The organism is Akkermansia massiliensis (assembly GCF_018847375.1).
Lineage (GTDB): Bacteria > Verrucomicrobiota > Verrucomicrobiia > Verrucomicrobiales > Akkermansiaceae > Akkermansia > Akkermansia massiliensis.
On sequence record NZ_CP072036.1, the window covers coordinates 2,913,050 to 2,932,211 of the forward strand.

The following is a 19,162-nucleotide window of genomic DNA, read 5'->3' on the forward strand; positions in this document are numbered from 1 at the left end:
GAGCCGCAACCCCTTGCGGCAACTGAAAAAACGGAGCGCGGACGAACGAACATTGGAAAAGCCAGTGCGCCCTTCAACCGCCTATTCATCCGGAAGCGGCAGAGGCCGGAGGCGTCCCCCCCCTGAAGGCCTCTTTCCAAATGAAGGGCTCAACACCGCCTCACCGCTACCCGGCATAAAAAACCGGGGGAACGGACCTCCCCCGGCCAAATGCAGCCGCCGGGCGCGTACCACGGCGGCATGGATTTTCCGGCTTTACGCCGGAGCCGTTTACAAATAACTGCGCACTACGCCGGAAACGCGCTCCCGGGCAGCGGCAATGCGCTTGCGCAGTTCAAGCGTGTAAGCCTCCATGTCCCGGATGGGGGACTGGGCCACGCCGGAAATCATGGCCGCCTGGGCCACTGCCGGGCATTCCCATTCAATGATGCGGGGATCGATGGGCTTGGGAATCACGTAATCGATGCCGAAGCTGAGGGGAGCGCCCCCGTACAGGTCAACCACCTCCTGCGGAACGGGTTCCTTCGCCAGATCCGCCAACGCCCGGGCGGCGGCAATCTTCATCTGTTCATTGATGACGGAAGCGTGCACGTCCAGGGCGGCGCGGAAAATGAAGGGGAAGCAGGAGACGTTGTTCACCTGGTTGGGCCAGTCGGAACGGCCGGAACCCATGATGCAGTCCGGGCGCGCCTTCTTGGCGTCCTGGTACGTAATTTCCGGATCCGGATTAGCGCAGGCGAAGATGATGGGGGAAGGAGCCATGAGCTTCACCATGTCCTGCGTGAGCAGCCCCTTGGTGGAAAGCCCCAGGAACACGTCCGCCCCGGTGAGGGCTTCATCCAGTGAGCAGTCCTCCGACTGGGAGAACTGGGCCTTCGTGGCGTGCAGGTCGATGCGCCCGGTATGAATCAGCCCCTTGGAGTCAAACATGTAGATATGTTCGCGGCGGACGCCCAGCGTCATGTAAAACTTGGCGCAGGAAATGCCCGCGGCCCCAGCCCCTACGACGACCACCTTCATGTCTTCCAGCTTGCGTCCCGTCAGTTCTGCGGCGTTCAGCAGGGCGGCGCCGGAGATGACGGCCGTTCCGTGCTGGTCGTCATGGAACACGGGGATGTTCATTTCCTCGCGGAGGCGTTCCTCCACCATGAAGCATTCCGGGGCCTTGATGTCTTCCAGGTTGATGGCTCCGAAGGTGGGCTCCATGGTCTTGATAACCTCGATCAGTTTTTCCGGCTCCTTGACGTTCAATTCAATGTCAAAAACGTCAATGTCCGCGAACACCTTGAACAGAACACCCTTGCCTTCCATCACCGGCTTGGCCGCATCCGGACCGATGTTGCCCAGGCCCAGAACGGCGGTGCCGTTGGTCACCACGCCCACCAGGTTGGAGCGTCCTGTGTACAGGGCGCTCTGGGAAGGATCCTCCTTGATGCGGAGGCAGGGTTCGGCTACGCCCGGGGAATAGGCAAGCGTCAAATCCCGTTGCGAAAAGCAGGGCTTGCAGGGCAGCGTTTCCACCTTGCCGGGGCGGGGCTGGGAATGGTACTGCAAGGCATCTAATCTAATGTCGGAACTCATGATCGTAATGAAAAAACGGAAAATCGAGCCTTGCTTGCACCACATAATAGCCATGTATTCAAGTAAATAATCAATTAATCGCGTCACACGCCGCAGCCGGAAAGCGCCCTTTTACATTGAAAGAGCTCTCCGGATGTGGTAATAAGTAGCCGGATTATCAATTGCCTCCTGACCATGGAAACCACTCCCCCACTGCCTTCCGGATTTAATATCAACGGCTACCTTATCCAGTCACTGAAGCAGACGGATGCCCTCTGCCATGTCTATTACGCGTCGGACGCCAACCACGTGCAATACCTGGTCCGTGAATTCTGTCCGCAGGGCCTTGCCGTGCGCGATCCGGAAAGCGGAAAACTGCGTTATCCGGAAACTACGGACATCGAACAGGAAGTCCTTCCGCTGAAAAACGATTTTGAAGCCCAGTTCCGCATCGGCTCTCTGGGGGAAATCCCCGCCCTGGGCACCCTGTACCTGGTTTATGCCCTGCCCGGCGTTCATCCCGCCGCGGAGCAGTCCCCGCTTCCGGCTACTCCCGTGGAGCCCCTCCAGCGCGACCAGAGAACCCTGGCCACTCCCGCAGCAGGAGCGCCCCCCGTCCATGCGGTACCCCTTTCCCAGCCCCGGAAAAAGAAAAGCTCCGCCGGCATCTGGATCCTTATCCTGATTCTGCTGGGAGGCGCCTGCGCCGCTTATTACTACACGCAGAAGCCTGCGGAGGACCCCGCCACCCCGCAGGAACCGTCCAGTACGCAGCCCAAAAAAGAGAAGAAGGAAGCACCCAAACCGGAAAAGAAAGCCGCCCTGCCTGCTGCGGAAGTGGAAGACCCCTTTGAACAGGAAAGCGCCGCCGCGGAGGCCCCCCCGGCTGGAGCAGCGGAACAGCCGGAAGAAACGCCGTCCGCCAGTGCCCCTGAGGAACAGGACGAAGACGGCTCCGCCACTCCCGCGGAAGAACCTGCTCCCGAACCTGAACAGCCTGCCGGAGAGGCGGACGCTCCGGCAGACGACGCCACGTCTGCGGAACAGCCGGAACCGGAAACTCCCACCAAACAGAAGGATGCTCCGGCCCTGGCGGCACAAGCTGCCGTCAAACCCGCCTCCCCCGGCCGTCCGCGCGGAAAAGCCGCCAGGCAGACCACCAACATGGGAGACGTCAACGCCTACGTGAAAAAATTCGCCAAGGCCATGACGCTGAACCAGTGGAGGAAGCAGTACGCCAACCTGTACACGAGCTGGTTCGGCAACTCCGAGGAAGTGGCCAAGGGCTGGATCACCACCTTCGGCCCTCTGGGCTTCCGCGCCCGCGGCCTGGACGCCTCCTGGCCGGACACGAACTTCCGGGGCTTTTTCCCAAAAACCCTGCTGGACCCCAATGGGGAACCCGTGGCGAACCTCTACATGGTCACCCAGGTGATTGAAGGCTCCCCTGCTGAAAAATACGTGAAGGAGGGCGACCTGATCCTGGGCATTGACGGCCAGCCCTTCAAGACGGCCCAAAGCCTGGATGTGCTTTACGGCCCCTACCAGCACCAGGACAGGCGCGGCCTGGACATGCACGCGGGCCTGCTGGTGGACAAGGCGGAAGGCGCCGGAAAAATCACCCTGAACCTCATTCCTGCGGAAAATGTGGAGAAAATCCAGGGCATCCAGCCGCTCTGGAAGGAAGTCTTCCGGGAGGAACGGGCCAAAAAGCCCGTCTCCCTCTCCATTCCGGTGAAGGGAGGCCAGCAGGTGCGCCTTCATGTGGATGACGGCGGCAACGGCATCGGCAGCGACGGCTTCGAATGGTCGGACCTGAGGCTGGAAGGCCCCGGTGGCCCCGTTCCGCTGACCAAGCTCAAGCCCCTGCAATACAGCGTGGGCTACGGCGCGGCCAAATATGACCCCGAGCGCAAGGTGTGGCTGGCTCACGCCGTCTCCTCCCTGGTCTTTGACATTCCCAAGGGAGACTGGAAGCTGAAAGGCACCGGAACGCCCGGAGGGGCGGCCTCCGTGGGCGTGGCTGTCCATGTGGGCGGTTCCGCCACCCTGCCGGACTCCGTGAAGAAATACGTGAAAAACGTCACGTTCAAGATTCCCCAGCTGGGAAGCTATGCCCTCGGCTTCCCGAAAAACTGCGCCAAGAGCAAGGCCGTGGTCCACATGATGAGCGAATGGCTGGCGGCCCAGCAGCGCGAGGACGGCTCCTGGGAACGCCCGGGCGGCTACTGCGGCAACCACTACGACACGGGCTGGGCCGGGCTGGCCCTGATGGCCACGGGCAACCCGAAATATGATCCCGTCATTAAAAAGGCGGCTCAGTACATCGCCTTCTCCGGCTCCCAGTGCTGGTGGGCCGTCCCCCAGGCCTCCGCGGGCATCTTCCTGTGCGAATACTGGCTGCGCTACCGGGACAACTCCGTTCTGCCGGCCATCCGCAACGGCGTGCAGCGCATGAAAAACGAGGTTCTTTACGGGGACTTCGTCACCGGCCACGGCATCCACCCCGGCTATGCGGGCACGGGCGTCAGCATCGGCGGCTCCCACATGTGCCTGTTCCTGGCGCTGGCCAGCAAGACCCCGGCGCGCACGGAAGACGACGTGCTGGACAAGATGATGGACCACGCCCAGTCCATCTGCCCCACCGGCATGGGCCCGTACGGCCGCATGACGGAGGCCTTCACCTTTGAACCCAACCGCGAATGCGGGGGCACCTACTCCGGCCGCCACGGCCCGTACTACATCGCCTCCCTCATCTGCGGGGGACCGGAACTCTACACTAAAAACAGCCGCATCATGTACGGGGAAGGCCCCATCGGCGGCTGCGACCAGGGCCACTCCTCCGAGACGCTCTCCATCATGTGGGCCCTTCCCGCCTACTGGCGGACGAACCCGGAAGTCTACTACAAGAACATGGAGGCGTTCCGCTGGAAGCTGACGCTCCTGCGCCCGTTTGACGGAGGCATGATGCAAAACCCCAACCGCCTGGAACTGATGACGGCAGACCCGGTCATCGGCACCTACATCCGCACCAGCGTCTGGATCACGGCGCTGTGCGCGGAACGCCAGAACCTGGCGATCACGGGCAAGCCGGAATTCCAGGCCAAATCCTTCCGGAAGGTTCCCCCCATCATTGACACGGAATCCCGCTTCCTGAACACCTATGTGCGCAACTGGTCCATGGTCAGCGCCGCGCTGGGCGCCAAGGCTCCCGGCTCCCTGAAATCCGCCATCCGGGAACTGAAAAACATCCCCGTGGAACAGGGCTGCCGCTTCAAGCTCATGAGCGTCGTCAATGCCCGGGCCCTTCCCGTCGCCAAGGCCATCATGGCCATTCCCGGCCTGGACCAGCTCACCAAGGCCACCTGTGCGGAAATGATCCTGGGCATGGACGTGCGCATCTTCTTTGAACCCAAGCGGAAGGACGACAAGCCCCAGCCCGGGGAATACTCCCTGAACGTGGACGTCCAGCAGCCGCTGGGGGGCCGCGCCCTCGGGCTCCAGCGTGACAAGGAACTGGAAGGAAAGGCCAATTCCGCCTACAAGTACGACTTTGCCGGCACCGTCCAATTCAGTGACGCCACCACCTTCTCCCCCATGGAAACCATTTCCTGGACCCCCGACTCCAAATTCGGCGGCCAGTGGAACGTGTACTCCTACAAGAAGGAGCTCAGCGGCCCCACCCAGCCGGGCGTGCAGAAAATGAGCGCCAAAATCAAATGGCGCGTGAACGACCTGGACGTGGAATATGACCGCCCCATCGCCGTAGGCGGCTTTGAAGTGGGCTGCGGGGAAAAAGCCCACCCGGTCACCAACTGCAACCACCTGTGGGTGCCGGGCATCCTGATCCGCGACCACGGCAACTGGGGCTGCTCCTTCCACCTGCCGGACGGCACCTACATCTCCGCCGCCTCCCAGGGCAACCAGATAGAGGTGTACGATGAAACCGACAAGAAGAAGGAGAAAACCTGGGTCTCCCCGAACGACTCCTGCCTGACGCAAGGCTCCCGCTGCCTGTTCCGCGTTTCCACGGACTGGCACGGCCTGGAATGCCGCGTGCGAGAACTGAAGCTGCTGGGCAGCGCCACGGAGGAAGTCACGGACTACAAGCTGAAAGCCTCCACCGGAGGCCATGTGGACACCGCCAAGCTGCTGGACCGGGACGCCACCACCATCGAGGAACTGGACGCCTCCCCCACGGAAGACGATCCCCTGGTGCTGGAACTCTCCCTGAAAAACGCCGCCTCCCTGCGCGCCGTGGACATCAAGATTGAAAAGGGGTACAACCGCCTCGTCATTGAAGCCAACAAGGGCGGCAAGTGGATTCCCATCCACTGGGGTTCCCTGGGAGCCGCTACCGCCGGCGTCAGCGACGCGCAGAAAGCCATGTACGCCAATGAGCCGGAGGTGCTGCGCATGCTCCAGCTCCCCGGCAACGGCTTTATCAAGTGCATGAGGACGTTTGAGCCTATCACCACCAACAGGCTGCGCGTCAAGCTCTTCCAGAAGGGGGGCAAAGTCCGCCTGGCGGAACTGCACGTGTACAAGGCGGATTCCGCCAGAAACGTTGCGCGTTAACATTGGGCAGCCTTCCACAACCAACTTGCAATGACAAACCAATCCTTGCCATAAAGAAATCTTCACAGGGGCATCCATTCCTTATGCCCCTGTGAAGAAAAGGGGCTCTACCTCTCCAGCGAGGAAAAGCCCCCTTACACGATATTCGGGCTGCAGGCCCGGTTCTTGGCCATTGACGCCTCTTCCTCCTGTCCCACCCCTCCCTGTTATGTCCATCAGAACAACGCTTCTTCTTCTTTTCCCCATCGCTTCCCTTGCCGGGCCGCCTGCCCTGGCGGCAACCCCGTGGGTCTCCGGCAAAGACTGGGAACTTGTTTTTGAAGACGACTTTGACGGCCCCTCCCTGAATGCCCGCAACTGGAGCCGTATCGATTACGTAAACCATAACGCCCCGGATTGGCGCAAATACCAATCCCAGGACGAAAGCCTTGTGGAATTCCGGGAACAGGACGGCAATTCCGCCATGACCCTGTGGGGAAAATACGGAGACTACACCACCCAGACCAATCAGACCGCCCCAGCCCAGACCTATGCCTGCGGAGGAGTGTACTCTCTGAAAACCTTCCAATTCCAATACGGCTACGTAGAAGTTCGCGCCAGATTCGATTGCGTGCAGGGCGTCTGGCCTGCTATCTGGATGATGCCCAAATCCGACAGCATCGGATGGCCGGCAGGAGGGGAAATTGACATCATGGAACATTTGAATTACGAAGGACGTGTCTACCAGACGATCCACTGGTCTGAAAACGGCGTTCCAAACCAAGACAAATCCCAGGGGGTCACCCCCGGCTGGAGCGACGGCGCTGAAAAAACAAACTGGCACACCTACGGAATGGAATGGACGGAAGAAGGCATCACCTTTTATGTGGACGGAAAGGAAACCGGCTCCTTTAAAAAGCCCAATAATGCAAACTGGCCTTTTGACAAAGACGGAAACGAATTTTACCTGATCATCGACCAGCAGATCGGAGGCAACTGGGTAGAAAATGCAGGGGTCAATAAAGGAATTGACCAGAATACGCTGGCCAACTCCGGAGCCGCGTTCGACATCGATTACGTTAAAGTCTATTCATCAAGCAAATACAACCACCTCGTGCCGGAACCGGCTACAGCCGCGCTGAGCCTGGTTGGAACGGCCATCCTGTTGACTCGCCGCAAAAGGAGCAGACTTTAAACACTCCCTTCCTCCCCTGTCACGGGGATAAAGCTCCCGGCTTCATTCCCGGCGCACTTTCGGCATAAGGCCGTCATCGGCATTCGCGTCAATACTTCTGAACCGGAGAGGAAGGCGACTCTTCATCCGCCTCCCCTTCCGCCAGGCGGCACAAGGCCTCCGCGCGGCGCAGGCAGGAATCCCACAGTCCTGCCTTTTCCGGGAACGGGAAGCACAGGGAATCGCTCAGCTTCTCCACCCGCTTGAAGGAATCATCCCGGTCATAGGCGTCCAGGCCTTCCAGGCGGGAAGCCACGCCGTCCAGCCAGGAGAGGGGGTCATGGCAAATCAGGGGAAGATCGCACCCGGCCTTCAGGGAAAGCAGGGCGGCTTCATCCGGAGCATGCCGCGCCGCAATCGCCCCCATGCACAAATCATCCGTAAACACCACTCCCCGGAAGCCGAGCCTGTCCCGCAGAAGCCCCCTGATCACCCGTTCGGACAGGGTGGCGGGATAATCGGGATCAATCTGCGGCAGCATGATATGGGCGGACATGATGGAAGGAAGCTCCGGACACAGGGCCAGAAAGGGCAGCAGGTCCGTCTTGAACAACTCACGTTCATCCAGGTCAACCACGGGAAGGCTGAAATGGGGGTCCGCCTGGGCGCGCCCCATGCCGGGAAAATGCTTGCCGCAGCTTTGCACGCCGCCTCGGCGCAAGTTGGAGGAATAAACGCCTCCGCGCGAAATCACGTCCTGGGGATTGTCTCCCCAGCAGCGGCCGGGCAGCGCATTGGCCGCGGACGGGTCATGGCAAATATCCAGTACCGGGGCAAAATTCAGGTTCACCCCCAGGTACCGGAGCGCCATCGCCGTCACCGCGCCCAGTTCCACAATGCCGTTAAAACCGCCGCTCCGCGCCAGAGAAGCGGGAGAAGGCAAATTCAGGCCCAGGGAAGCGGTGCGCACCACCCTGCCCCCCTCCTGGTCCACGGCAATGACGGGATGGTGGCGGCAGAGCTTCCGCAACGTTTCCGTCAGGCTGCGCACCTGCTCCACGGAATCCACATTCCGGGAAAACAGGATGAAGCCGGCCGGCTGCAAACGCAGGATGGCCGCCTCCTCTTCCGCGCCCACTTCATGGCCGCTTATGCCGATCAGGGCGGGGAGCATGAACGGAAAAAAATTATTTGCCCAGCAGGGACGTCCTGGTGTACAGGGGATAAACGGGAATGCCGCGTTCCTCAATCGCCTGGCGGCCGCCTTCCTCGCGGTCCAGCAGCACCAGGGCGGCGGCTACCTTGCCCCCTTCCGCCTCAATGGCGTCAATCGCCTTCAGGGTGGAGCCGCCCGTCGTAATGACGTCATCCACCACCACCACGGTATCCCCGGCCTGGAAATTGCCCTCAATGCGGCGTCCCCGGCCATGGTCCTTCGGCTCCTTGCGCACGGTAAACACCTGGAGCTTCTTTTCAGCCCCTTCCAGAGCGCTGGTCATGCCGACGGCCAGGGAAATGGGGTCTGCGCCCATGGTCATTCCGCCAATGGCCGCCACCTCCGGGAAACGGGGCAGAATCTCCTCCTGCACCAGCTTCCAGCCCAGCGCGCCCACCAGCGTGGCCCCCACGGGGTCCAGGGCGGTCATGCGGCAGTCCACATACAGGTCTGACACCTTGCCGGAAGCCAGCGTAAAGGTTCCCGTGCGCACGGATTTTTCCAGAAGAATGCTTTTCAGAAGGTCGTATTGTTCACTCATGGAGATATGGATGGATGAGGTGGTTGCGCCGTGTATAACAGATACCCCCGGAATAAGCAACGGATAACAGCATGCAAATCTTGACAAAAGGGCGGACAGGCTCCATAACCTGCCTGTCATTCTCCCGTTCCCATGAAACCCGGCATACTGGCATTAGCTTCTATCAGTTCCATTCTCGTTTCCTGCAATCCATATGGAAGGCCCCCCCTGTTTGATAAAATCGCCGGGAAAATCCAGGGCGCGTCCAGCCAGGACAGCTACCTGTCCGGCGTGGGCGCCACCTCCGGCGTGAACACGGACCTGCCGCCGGAAGCCCGCCTGGGCCAGGGATACTGGGACCTGCCTTCGGGCATTCAGGGGGAAAAGCACATCATTATTGACCTCAAGCAGCAGAAAGTCTTCTACTACGTAGGGGCCACGCTGGTGGGCGTCTCTCCCATGTCCTCCGGCAAGGAAGGCTTCGGCACGCCCAGGGGAACCTACAAGATTATCCAGAAGGACGCCAACTACAAATCCGGCACGTACGGCGTTCTGCGCAGCAAATCCACCGGTGCCGTCGTCAACGGGGACTATAACGCCAGGGCCGGCGGCGCGCCCGCAGGAACCTACTTCGACCCCGCCCCCATGCCCTACTGGATGCGGATTACGGGCGGCTACGGCATGCACGTGGGCTTTGTCACCGGATACCCGGTCAGCCACGGTTGCGTGCGTCTCCCGGCAGACATGGCCAAGACGTTCTTTGAACACACACCTCTCGGAACCAAGGTCACCATCCGCTAGCCCTTCCCGGCGGCTCCCTGCTCGCAGGGAGAAAAAGGCCCTCTTCCGGCTTCCTTGAAACGAGGTTTTCCCCTTCTTCCAGACGGGTGCCCGCGCTATGCGGACGCCATGGCACAGCTTCCACACTCCGGAATTGACAAAAGGCTCCGGACCTCCTTAAATAAATGAGTCTTTGATCTTTTGATTCGTCATGACAGTTCCTCAAACCCCTGCCCTTCCGTCCCATTTCAACATAGGCGGCTATAGAATCACGGCGCTTGTAGAAAGCGGTCCGGATTATAACCTGTACCAGGCCATCTCCCCGGAAGGCCAGGCCGTCCTGATACGTGAATTCTGCCCCCAGGGCCTCGTCACCCGTGACCTGGCTACCGGGGAATTGTCCGCGGCCCCGGAAAACCGGGCTCAATTCTCCCAGGCGCAGGAAGCCTTTGAAACCCAGTACTCCGCCAATGCGGAAGGCAAGCTGAGGGGCTTCGGCACCGTGCTCTTCCTTTACCCGCAGGCTCAAGCTCCGGCACAGCCCCAGCCGGCCGTTGCCCACGCCCAGGCCCTGCGCCCGGCCAAAAAGCCGCAGCAGCCCCAGCTCCGGAAGCCGGTAATCGGCGCCGTCACGCCCGGCGCGCCGCTGCCCAAGGTAAAGCGCTCCGGCGGCTTCCCCGTCATCACGGTCATCATCACCGGGATGCTCGTCCTCTTCGGCTTCCTGGGATACCAGATCCTCAAGGACAAAAAGGAACCCGTCGCCAAAACCGTGGCGCCTCCGGTGGTGGTTCCCCCCAAGCCCAAACCCAAGCCCGCTCCGCCCAAGCCGGAACCCGTGGTAGTTGCCCCGGAACCGGAACCCATCGTGGTAGCTCCGGAACCGGAGCCCGAGCCTGAGCCGGAACCGGTCGCGCCCGATCTTTCCCCCTCCCCGCAAGTCATCGCCATGGAAAAGGCGCTGCGGGAGGAAGCCATGGCCTCCAAGGGCAAATTTTCTGAAAAGCTTCTGGCTAAATACCCCCTTTACGCGGAAGCCTACGTGCGCGACTACGTGAAAAAGCGCGGCGGCACCTTCTCCCCGGACTTTGAAAAATGGCTGAAAAACACGAAGAACAACCGTGAAGTCTTCGCCATGTTCTTCCCGCCGGACCCCAGCGTCGCCACCAATGTGGCCTTCATGATTGATGAACTGGGCCTGGAAACAACGGAAAAATACAACCAGCTCGTCCTGGCCTTTGCGGTGGGACGCCGCGAATTCGGCATGGGCGCCTTCGACCTCACCCAGCAGGGCCGCTACATTGACGCCCTGGGCAAGCTGAACGGCTTGAGGTCCTCCGGCGTCATGCCTCCGCCCGCGGACCTGTACTGCGCCGGCAAGCCCCCCGTGAACTGGTACGGAAACGCTCCGCGCACGGTGGATGAAGAATGCTACAAGAAGGTGGAAGCCTACCTGGACCGCAAGAAAATCACGCCCAAGCAGGCATGGATCAACAAATACCCCACGGTCTCGGAAATAGGGGACACCGCCATTACGGAAGGCAACCTGGCCGGCTTCCTGCATGAATACCTGTACCGCCACGGCCAGCTGAGGCGCAAGAGGGACCCGTTCCCCACCCCGGTGGAATTCTTCACCTACCTGGTGGACAAATATGAAAACTGCAGCAAGCTGCGGGACGTGGACCACAAGCGCGTGGAATGGACCGGCGTGTCCCTGGAAGGAACGCCCTGGCCGGCCATGATGGCCCTCTCGGAAACGCGCCCCCTGCGGGAATGCGACAGCGTGTGGGAACGCTACATGGGCCAGCGCGGCCCGACGCGCCTCTGGCTGTACGGCCCCTACCGCATGGATGACGACAAGGAGCCGCCCATCCTGTTCAGCTTTGACCCTGATCCGGAATGGTCCCGGGAATCCAATGAACGCAAGCTTCATGAAGGCGGCGTTTGCGGCACCATGTCCCTCATCTCCCGCAACTCCCAGATTGCCCGCGGCATCCCCGCCGCCCCTGCCGGACAGCCCGGCCACGGCAACCTGATGACCACCAACTTCAACGGCAACGGCTGCTGGCTGAGCGTGGGCCAGAGCGTAGACACCCTGAAAGCCACCACGGGATTCTGGTACTTCCGGGACTCCAAGGCGCCGCGCACCGGGAATGCGGAATACCAGTCCGGCCTGGCCCTGTCCATGAACATCGACTACGAGAAATTCATCGACAGCCGCTTCGCCATGAATATCTACAAGCTCGCGGGCGCGAACTCTTCCACGGAAGAGGCTCAAGACCCCTCCGGCACGCTGCCCAGGGAATTCACGCAGACCGCCATGAGAACCGTTCTCAAGGCCAACCCGTTCTACACGGAAGCCTGGTACACGCTCTTCAAGCAGGCTCCCCAGGACCTCATGGGGGCCACCAAGATGGTGGATGAAGTGCGGGAAGCCCTTCCGGACGGCATGGGCATCAGAAAACTCTGGAAGACGCGCAAATACGTCTCCTCCGTAGGCCGCGGGGACAAAAACGGCAAGGAAATGCTGGCCAACCACGCCAAGGAATACGTCAACGTGCTCTGTTCCGTGATTCTGGAAAACGCCCTGAAGCAGGAACATGACTACAAAACCTTCCAGTGGGCGGACCTCATGTCCTGGCTCAAATCCGAGACCAAGCGCAACTCCTACCCGGAACCGCAGGCCGCCTACCAGATAGCGTACGCCAAGGCCCAGGGCACGGACAGGCTCAAGAGGACCGTGGACAGGGGCTTCAAGAAAGCCCTCAACTTCTACCGGGATGAAAACAACACCCTGAACGCGCCCAAGGACGTGGACCAGCAGGAAATGTCCTTCTCCCTGGACGCCCTGTGCCTGGCCCTTCCCAAGGAAGAGCTGCTACCCTGGATGAAAAACATGGTGGACACCTGCCCGGACGGCTTCAAATACAAGCCCAAGAACAAGAAGGAAACGAAAATCCACCCCTTCTACAGCACCCTGACGAAGAACTACATGTCCCTGGCGGACGGCACGGAAAAATCCCGCGTCAAATCGGAAATGAAAGAGGCTTCCAACAGGATTCTGGAGCTCTCCCAGAACAAGAAGGGCGACGGGGAAGGAACCTCCGGACGCCGCCGGAGACGCTGATTCCCGCCGCACCCCGTGCATCTTTACGTCCACATCCCCTTCTGCCACCGCATCTGCCCGTACTGCGCCTTCTTCAAGCACACGCCGGCCTCCACGGACATGAAGCTCTTCATCCGTGCGCTGGGGCGGGAGGCGGAATCCCGCGCCGCCGCCCTGTCCACGGACCGCGGGGGGGAAACGGCCACGCTCTACTTTGGGGGGGGAACGCCTTCCATGCTCTCGGACACGCACCTGGGACGCCTCATGGAAACCCTGGACCGGCTCGTGCCCGTAGACAGGCTGGACGAATTCTCCTTTGAGGCCAACCCCGCCACCTTTACGGAAAAAAAAGTGCGCTTCTGGCGCAGCCTGGGCATGAACCGCGTCTCCCTGGGCGTGCAATCCCTGGACCCCGGCATTCTGCATCTGCTGGGACGCGAACACACCCCGGAACAGGCCCTGCACTCCGTGGAAATGCTGAAAAACGCGGGAATGCCCCATATCAACATGGACCTCATGTTCGCCATTCCGGGGCAAACCCTCTCCACCTGGGAAGCCACCCTCAGGGAAGCCGTCCGTGCCGGAACGGACCATGTCTCCGCCTACAACCTCACCTATGAGGAAGACACGGAATTCTTCCGGAGCCTGCTGCGGGAGGAAAAAAGGCAGGATCCGGACGAAGACGCAGCCTACTTTGAATTGGCGGAACACATGCTGGAAGCGGCAGGCATGCAACACTATGAAACCTCCAACTACGCCCGGGAGGGCTGCCGCTCCCCCCACAACATGGCGTACTGGAAGGGTGAGGACTACGTGGGCATAGGCCCCGGCGCAGTCAGCACCATCAACGGCATACGGTACTCCAACACGCGGGACACGGACGCCTACATACGCAGCACGCTGGAAAACGGCCTCCCCCTCTCCGAACAGGAACCCGTCACCGCGGAAGACTACCGCCTGGAACGCATTGCCCTGATGCTCCGGACGGATGAAGGGCTGCCATTGAAATATATCCTTCCGGAATCCCGCCCCCTGCTGGAACAATACCGGGAACTGGGCCTGGCGGACATTTCCCCGGAACAAAGGCTCATCCTGAAAGGCCGCGGCCGACTGCTCGTGGACGCCATTGCGGCGGAACTGTGCTGACGGGGGGAATTTTTCTTCTCAAAAGGCTGCGGTTCCCGGCATCCATGGAAGCCGGATGTTGAAATAATCAGGCATGAGCCATATTATTCTTGGCATTTCAATATCCAGAGGATATTCTGCCCTATAGACAATGGTGTCTGCGTATTCGGATTTTAACTTCTAATCCCGGCTCTTCGGGAATGCATTTAAGAATAATCAGATCACTTGTCTTTTGATCATATGAACACAAAAATGTACGTAGGGAATTTGTCCTTCAATTCCACCGAACAGGACCTGAGGGATTTGTTTGGTTCCCATGGCGAAGTGACTGAAGTATTCATTCCAACCGACCGTGAATCCGGAAGGCCCAGAGGTTTCGCATTCGTCACCATGGATTCCACCGATTCCATGAACGATGCCATTTCCGCCCTGAACGGAAATGAGTTTCAGGGTCGCCCCCTGGTTGTCAATGAAGCCAAACCGCAGGCCAACACAGGCGGCGGCGGTGGAGGCGGTTACCGTGGCAATGGCGGCGGCAGACGCGACAATAACGGCTATGGCCGCAACCGCCGCTAACAGCGGTAAAATTGCGGGAAGAACATTCGCTTCTTCCTGATCACCACACTTCCAGTAAGGCCCGGCGCTTTCATGCTCCTGGCCTTATTATTTATACAAGGCTTCCCGGGAAAGGCCATTCTCCGGGAAGCCTCTTTTTATGGCTGCATGGAATCCCGGAGCGCTGCCTGCCCCGTGCGGCCTTTCATCAAGCCAGCCGCTTCACCGGATTATTCCTCACAACGGGAATGTCTTCCCCCCGTTCAATCTATCTGGAACTGGCGCGCCATTTTTTTCAGCCACCAGTCCCGGTGCCGCATTTCATCCCTGCTGCGTTCCAGTTCCCGGAGCTCGCTGCCGCGCAGCCCTCCCTTCATGTACCGTTCATCCAGCTTGCGCGCCTCCACCCGCGTATCCTTCCGCAGGGCCTTGTAAAACTGGGCTCCCGTTACCAGTCCGCTGGCGGCTCCCCCCTGGCCCACCAGGTTCATGTAAAGCTTCCTCAGCCTGTTGTAATCCTCCACCACCCGGTTGTATTTCAAAGCGGCGTACTGGTAGCGTTCCTTCCAGTCCTCCGGACCGGGATTGACCAGGCGGTCCTCCACGGAGCCGGGTTCCGGCGCGGGAGCCGGGGGAGCCTGCCCGCGGGAAGGCAGCGGCGTAAGCGGCGGAGGCTGGGGAACGGGGCGACGGCTCGTCCCGGGAATGCCATTGCCCGTCATGGAAAGGGGGGAACGTTCCGTCAGCAGGCTGTCCATGCGCATCTGCTCCAGCGTTTCCAGCAAATGGGCACGCTCCTTTTGCAGGGAAGCATTCGCATCGCGTTCTTCTGAAAGCGACTCTTTCAGCGTCCGCATGCCGCCGGACATTTCCGAATAAATCAGCGCATACGCCCCGATGCACCCCAGCAGAAAGCCCAGGCCCAGCATGATTCCCCTCTCCCGCCACGGTCCGGGACTGCGTTCCGGAGCCGGTTCCGGAACGTCCGGCTCCGGCTCATGGGAAACAGTCAGGTAGTGTTCCAGCGGGCCCTCGTCAGGCATGGGCTTGATTCAGGGTTGGGACGTGAAAATGCCGGTTCAGCCCTGTTCCGGGCGGATGCTGTCCGCGCCGAAGTACGGCACGAGCGCTTCCGGAATGCGGATGGAGCCGTCCGGCTGCTGGCAGGTTTCCAGCAGGGCTACGTACAGGCGCGGCAGAGCCGTGCCGGAACCGTTCAGGGTGTGGCAGAACTGGTTCTTGCCGTCCGCGTCCTTGTAGCGCAGGCGCATGCGGCGCGCCTGGTAGTCCGTAAAGCAGGAGCAGGAGGAAACCTCCAGATACTGCCCCTGGCCCGGAGCCCATACTTCAATGTCATACGTCTTGGCGGAGGAAAAGCCGAGGTCGCCCGTGCAAAGTTCAATCACGCGGTAGTGAAGCCCCAGCTTCTGAAGAATGGATTCCGCATGGCTGCGGAGCACTTCCAGCTCCCGGAAGGAGTCTTCCGGCTTCAGAATCTGGACCAGCTCCACCTTGTCAAATTGGTGGACGCGGATCATGCCGCGGTTGATGCGTCCGGCGCTCCCGGCTTCCCGGCGGAAGCAGGGCGTGTACGCGGCCATCTTGATGGGCAGCTCGCTTTCCTGTAAAATGGTGTCCCGGTACAGGTTGGTCACGGGCACTTCCGCCGTGGGAATCAGGAACATCTGCTGGTCTTCCGTGCCGTACATGTCTTCCTCAAATTTGGGGAGCTGCCCAGTGCCTTCCATGCACTCCCGCTTGACCACAAAGGGAACGCCCACTTCCTGATAGCCGTTCTCCCCGGTCTGCGTGTCCAGCAGGAAGTTGATCAGGGCGCGTTCCAGGCGCGCGCCCGCCCCACGGTATACCACAAAGCCGGAGCCCGTGATCCGCGCGCCGTCTTCAAAGGAAATCATGCCCAGGTTCGCGGCCAGCTCCACATGGTCCTTCGGGTTCTCAATGGCGGGTTTCTCTCCCCACAGCTTGACCTCCGGGTTGGCCGTTTCATCCGCGCCAACGGGGCATTCCGGATGCGGCAGGTTGGGAATGTTCATCAGCAGGGAGGTGAGCTGGGCGGAATTCTCTTCCGCCAAGCGGTCCAGCTCCCGGATGCGGTCCCCGATTTCGCGCACGCGCGCTTCAATGGAGGAGGTGTCCTCCCCCTTCTTCTTGAGCATGCCGATCTGCTTGGAGGTGGCATTGCGCTCGGACTGCAAGGCCTGCTTTTCCGTTTCGGCATTGCGGCGCGCTTCATCGCACGCCAGAACGTCATCAACAAGCTTCCACGCGTCGCCGCTGCGGGGCTTCAAACGCGCTTTCACTCCTTCCGGATTTTCTCGTATTACACGGATGTCGAGCATAACGCGCACAGCTTGCACTCCATCCCTCCGCCACGCAAGCCAAATGAACGGGCTCTTATGGAAAAATTTCCCCGTTTCCATCCCCCGCCAAGACACGTGCAGCACTTGTAACCTGCTTGTAACTTTTTATCCCGCAAACCTTGATATATTGAATGAATGATTTCACGGCTTTTACCCATTTGTTTAACAGCTTTCACCTTGTGCGGAACACCCGGTTCTGCCTCTCAGGAAACAGAAACGGTTCCGGAAAGTTACATTTTCCTACTTCCTCCCGCACAAATTATGACGGCCCCCTCCGGACAGGAAAAGCTGGCGAACAAGTTTCGTCCCGATTTGATGTCGCCAGTCTTCCTCGTTTACAGAACAGGAAGCAGGAGAGAAAATTCTGAGAGGCAATGGCAATCTTCATTTTATTACGGCGTCAGTTTCAACATAGCGAAGGATTTTCCCAAAGATGCTCCGGAGATAGCCTGCATCATCCACCGTTACGGAGACAGCCTTTACCATGAAGAGATTTTCTTTTTCCAGAGGATGGTGAAGAACCCGGATTCATGGAGAAAAATTTTCCATGTTGATCTGAATGATTCCTTCATGCCGTGAGGCGGACCATTCGCGCCCGTCTGGCCGCGCTCACGCCAGATTCCATCATTATTCCTGTGGAATCCGTACGGAGCGGAAAGCCTCTGGGGAGGATCGAGTACCGCTTCCGTCTGAAAGACGGCCTCTATCAAACCCGCTCCCTTTTCATCACGGAAGACTAATTCAGTTCTACGTCAGATCTGCCAAAAAATCGCTGTTTCTTCGAATTAGTTTGACCAAGTATTGCATAGGTGTTCATGTTATGAACATGAATACAAAGAATTCTGATATATTCGAAAAAGCAAAAGAAGGCAGGACGATGGAAGTTACGTTATGGTGTGTTTGTGTGACTCTGATCTGTGTTGCTTATGGGTTCCTTTGCATATGGCTACTTAACGACCAAAACAGAAGTTCTTTTGGTGATATGTTTGGAGCACTGTCGGCTTTGTTTACCGGGTTGGCTTTTGCCTTGATGATTATCACGCTCAAAATGCAGAGGAAGGAGCTTGAATATCAACGACAGGAACTCATCCAAACAAGAAATGAAATTAAAGGACAGAAATTCGAAACAGGTTTTGCTCCAAGGTTAAGTAATTTTCTCAGAGAAAAAGAACAGGGTAGGAAAAAATTGGAGAAAACGTGTAATGATATCAATCTTCTTTTGAAGCAATGCCTTTGTTTTTATGTGGAACTAAACATTACTGATGAGGCAAAAACTTTACTAGATAGCATGGTTGACGGCATTGGGGACGATTACACGTTATCAAAAAACAGTAATGAGCTGCAAACACTCAAGGAGCAATATTGCATAGGAAATATTGACCGATACAAATTATTTAAAAAGGACGATGACAGATGGAACCTTGATTTAATATCGAAACTGATTATAGAGAGAATGCTACTATTTGTATATGACTATAGATCGCTCGTTTATTCGTATTTATCAATTTTTCTTTATATAGATGCTTCTGAATTATCAGATGAAGATAAAATTTATAATTTCAATTTTGTGAATAATATATCAGATCGATATACAAGAAGTATGGTTTGGTATTATTGCCAAATAGCTGATCAAAAGGACTTCATTAATGCATATAAGTTAGTTTATTCGTACTTCTTTTATGATGTCAAAGAGAAAAGGAAAACATTTAGTAATTGGGGCGGAATGAATGAAGAAAAGGTGACTCCATTAACGTCGCTATTTTTAGATTGGAAGCTTTGTACTAATGACTAAGGATTGTTATCATACTTTTGATCATTCTTCTTTTTCGTATCGCAAATTAGAACAAGGCATTTTTTTCATTCCATGGGCTCTGCATCAAATCTGCAGGAAAAAGGCTACCGTAGCTTCAAAACAAACAAGGAGACCCATTCCCAGCACTGGCTTGTAACACTCGTTACAAACAACAACCTATGTTGCAAAATGCAAGGAATAGATCGTCAAGAAATCCAAGATTGACAATTCCTCTATTCGAGTCGAGCCTAGAATTGATGCGAGATGTCGTTTTTCCTGCCCAAAATGTCATAAGTCTACCCTGAATCATTCCTGTCGCGATATTTATGTTCGTGATCTTCTCTTGTTTCTCTTCCCGTCATTTTGCTCTGTCGTGTCGTTCAGGGAGCGTGTCCC

The 19,162-nt window shown here is 58.3% G+C and carries 14 protein-coding genes; 9 read left to right on the forward strand and 5 right to left on the reverse strand.

All coding sequences use genetic code 11. The features are described 5' to 3' along the window. Positions 1-270 precede the first annotated feature (270 nt). Entirely contained in the window at positions 271-1,581 is a 1,311-nt protein-coding gene (locus J5W70_RS12180; RefSeq protein ID WP_102722480.1) for a malic enzyme-like NAD(P)-binding protein, read from the reverse strand. Between the two features lie 174 nt (positions 1,582-1,755). On the opposite strand from J5W70_RS12180, the gene J5W70_RS12185 reads away from it, so the two are divergent. Further along, on the forward strand, positions 1,756-6,138 hold the full coding sequence (locus J5W70_RS12185; RefSeq protein ID WP_022397336.1) for a DUF6288 domain-containing protein: 4,383 nt from the start codon (positions 1,756-1,758) through the stop codon (positions 6,136-6,138). 208 nt (positions 6,139-6,346) lie between these two features. Beyond that, a complete protein-coding gene (locus J5W70_RS12190; RefSeq protein ID WP_022397337.1) occupies positions 6,347-7,312 on the forward strand; it encodes a family 16 glycosylhydrolase in 966 nt (321 codons plus the stop codon). Positions 7,313-7,400: 88 nt separating this feature from the next. On the opposite strand, the gene nagZ is transcribed toward J5W70_RS12190, so the two are convergent. Together nagZ and pyrE are read right to left on the reverse strand one after the other, a co-directional pair. Next, positions 7,401-8,465, reverse strand: a complete 1,065-nt coding sequence (gene nagZ, locus J5W70_RS12195; protein ID WP_022397338.1) for a beta-N-acetylhexosaminidase — start codon at positions 8,463-8,465, stop codon at positions 7,401-7,403. Positions 8,466-8,478: 13 nt separating this feature from the next. Next, positions 8,479-9,048, reverse strand: a complete 570-nt coding sequence (pyrE, locus tag J5W70_RS12200; protein WP_022397339.1) for an orotate phosphoribosyltransferase — start codon at positions 9,046-9,048, stop codon at positions 8,479-8,481. Between the two features lie 132 nt (positions 9,049-9,180). Here pyrE and J5W70_RS12205 point away from each other — a divergent pair, with 132 nt between their 5' ends. The 4 genes from J5W70_RS12205 (at position 9,181) to J5W70_RS12220 (ending at position 14,614) form a co-directional block, all read left to right on the forward strand. Beyond that, on the forward strand, positions 9,181-9,828 hold the full coding sequence (locus tag J5W70_RS12205; protein ID WP_022397340.1) for a L,D-transpeptidase: 648 nt from the start codon (positions 9,181-9,183) through the stop codon (positions 9,826-9,828). Positions 9,829-10,018: 190 nt separating this feature from the next. Then, complete coding sequence (locus J5W70_RS12210; protein WP_022397341.1) at positions 10,019-12,934, forward strand: hypothetical protein; 2,916 nt, start codon at positions 10,019-10,021, stop codon at positions 12,932-12,934. 15 nt (positions 12,935-12,949) lie between these two features. Continuing rightward, entirely contained in the window at positions 12,950-14,059 is a 1,110-nt protein-coding gene (gene hemW, locus J5W70_RS12215) for a radical SAM family heme chaperone HemW (protein WP_022397342.1), read from the forward strand. Positions 14,060-14,278: 219 nt separating this feature from the next. Further along, positions 14,279-14,614 (forward strand): RNA recognition motif domain-containing protein, encoded by a 336-nt coding sequence (locus tag J5W70_RS12220; protein ID WP_022397343.1) that lies wholly within the window; start codon positions 14,279-14,281, stop codon positions 14,612-14,614. A gap of 242 nt (positions 14,615-14,856) precedes the next feature. On the opposite strand, the gene J5W70_RS12225 is transcribed toward J5W70_RS12220, so the two are convergent. Together J5W70_RS12225 and serS are read right to left on the reverse strand one after the other, a co-directional pair. Further along, positions 14,857-15,636: a hypothetical protein gene (locus tag J5W70_RS12225; RefSeq protein WP_022397344.1), complete on the reverse strand. Its 780-nt coding sequence runs from the start codon at positions 15,634-15,636 to the stop codon at positions 14,857-14,859. A gap of 36 nt (positions 15,637-15,672) precedes the next feature. Further along, positions 15,673-16,953: a serine--tRNA ligase gene (serS, locus tag J5W70_RS12230; RefSeq protein ID WP_022397345.1), complete on the reverse strand. Its 1,281-nt coding sequence runs from the start codon at positions 16,951-16,953 to the stop codon at positions 15,673-15,675. Between the two features lie 156 nt (positions 16,954-17,109). Between serS and J5W70_RS12235 the strand changes: the two genes are divergently transcribed. From J5W70_RS12235 to J5W70_RS12245, 3 genes are all read left to right on the forward strand, one after another. Beyond that, positions 17,110-17,553, forward strand: a complete 444-nt coding sequence (locus tag J5W70_RS12235) for a hypothetical protein (RefSeq protein ID WP_146019383.1) — start codon at positions 17,110-17,112, stop codon at positions 17,551-17,553. After that, a complete protein-coding gene (locus J5W70_RS12240; RefSeq protein ID WP_215832848.1) occupies positions 17,550-17,714 on the forward strand; it encodes a hypothetical protein in 165 nt (54 codons plus the stop codon). The genes J5W70_RS12235 and J5W70_RS12240 overlap by 4 nt, the downstream gene beginning before the upstream one ends. 86 nt (positions 17,715-17,800) lie before the next feature. Beyond that, complete coding sequence (locus J5W70_RS12245) at positions 17,801-18,766, forward strand: hypothetical protein (RefSeq protein WP_146019382.1); 966 nt, start codon at positions 17,801-17,803, stop codon at positions 18,764-18,766. Positions 18,767-19,162: the final 396 nt, after the last annotated feature.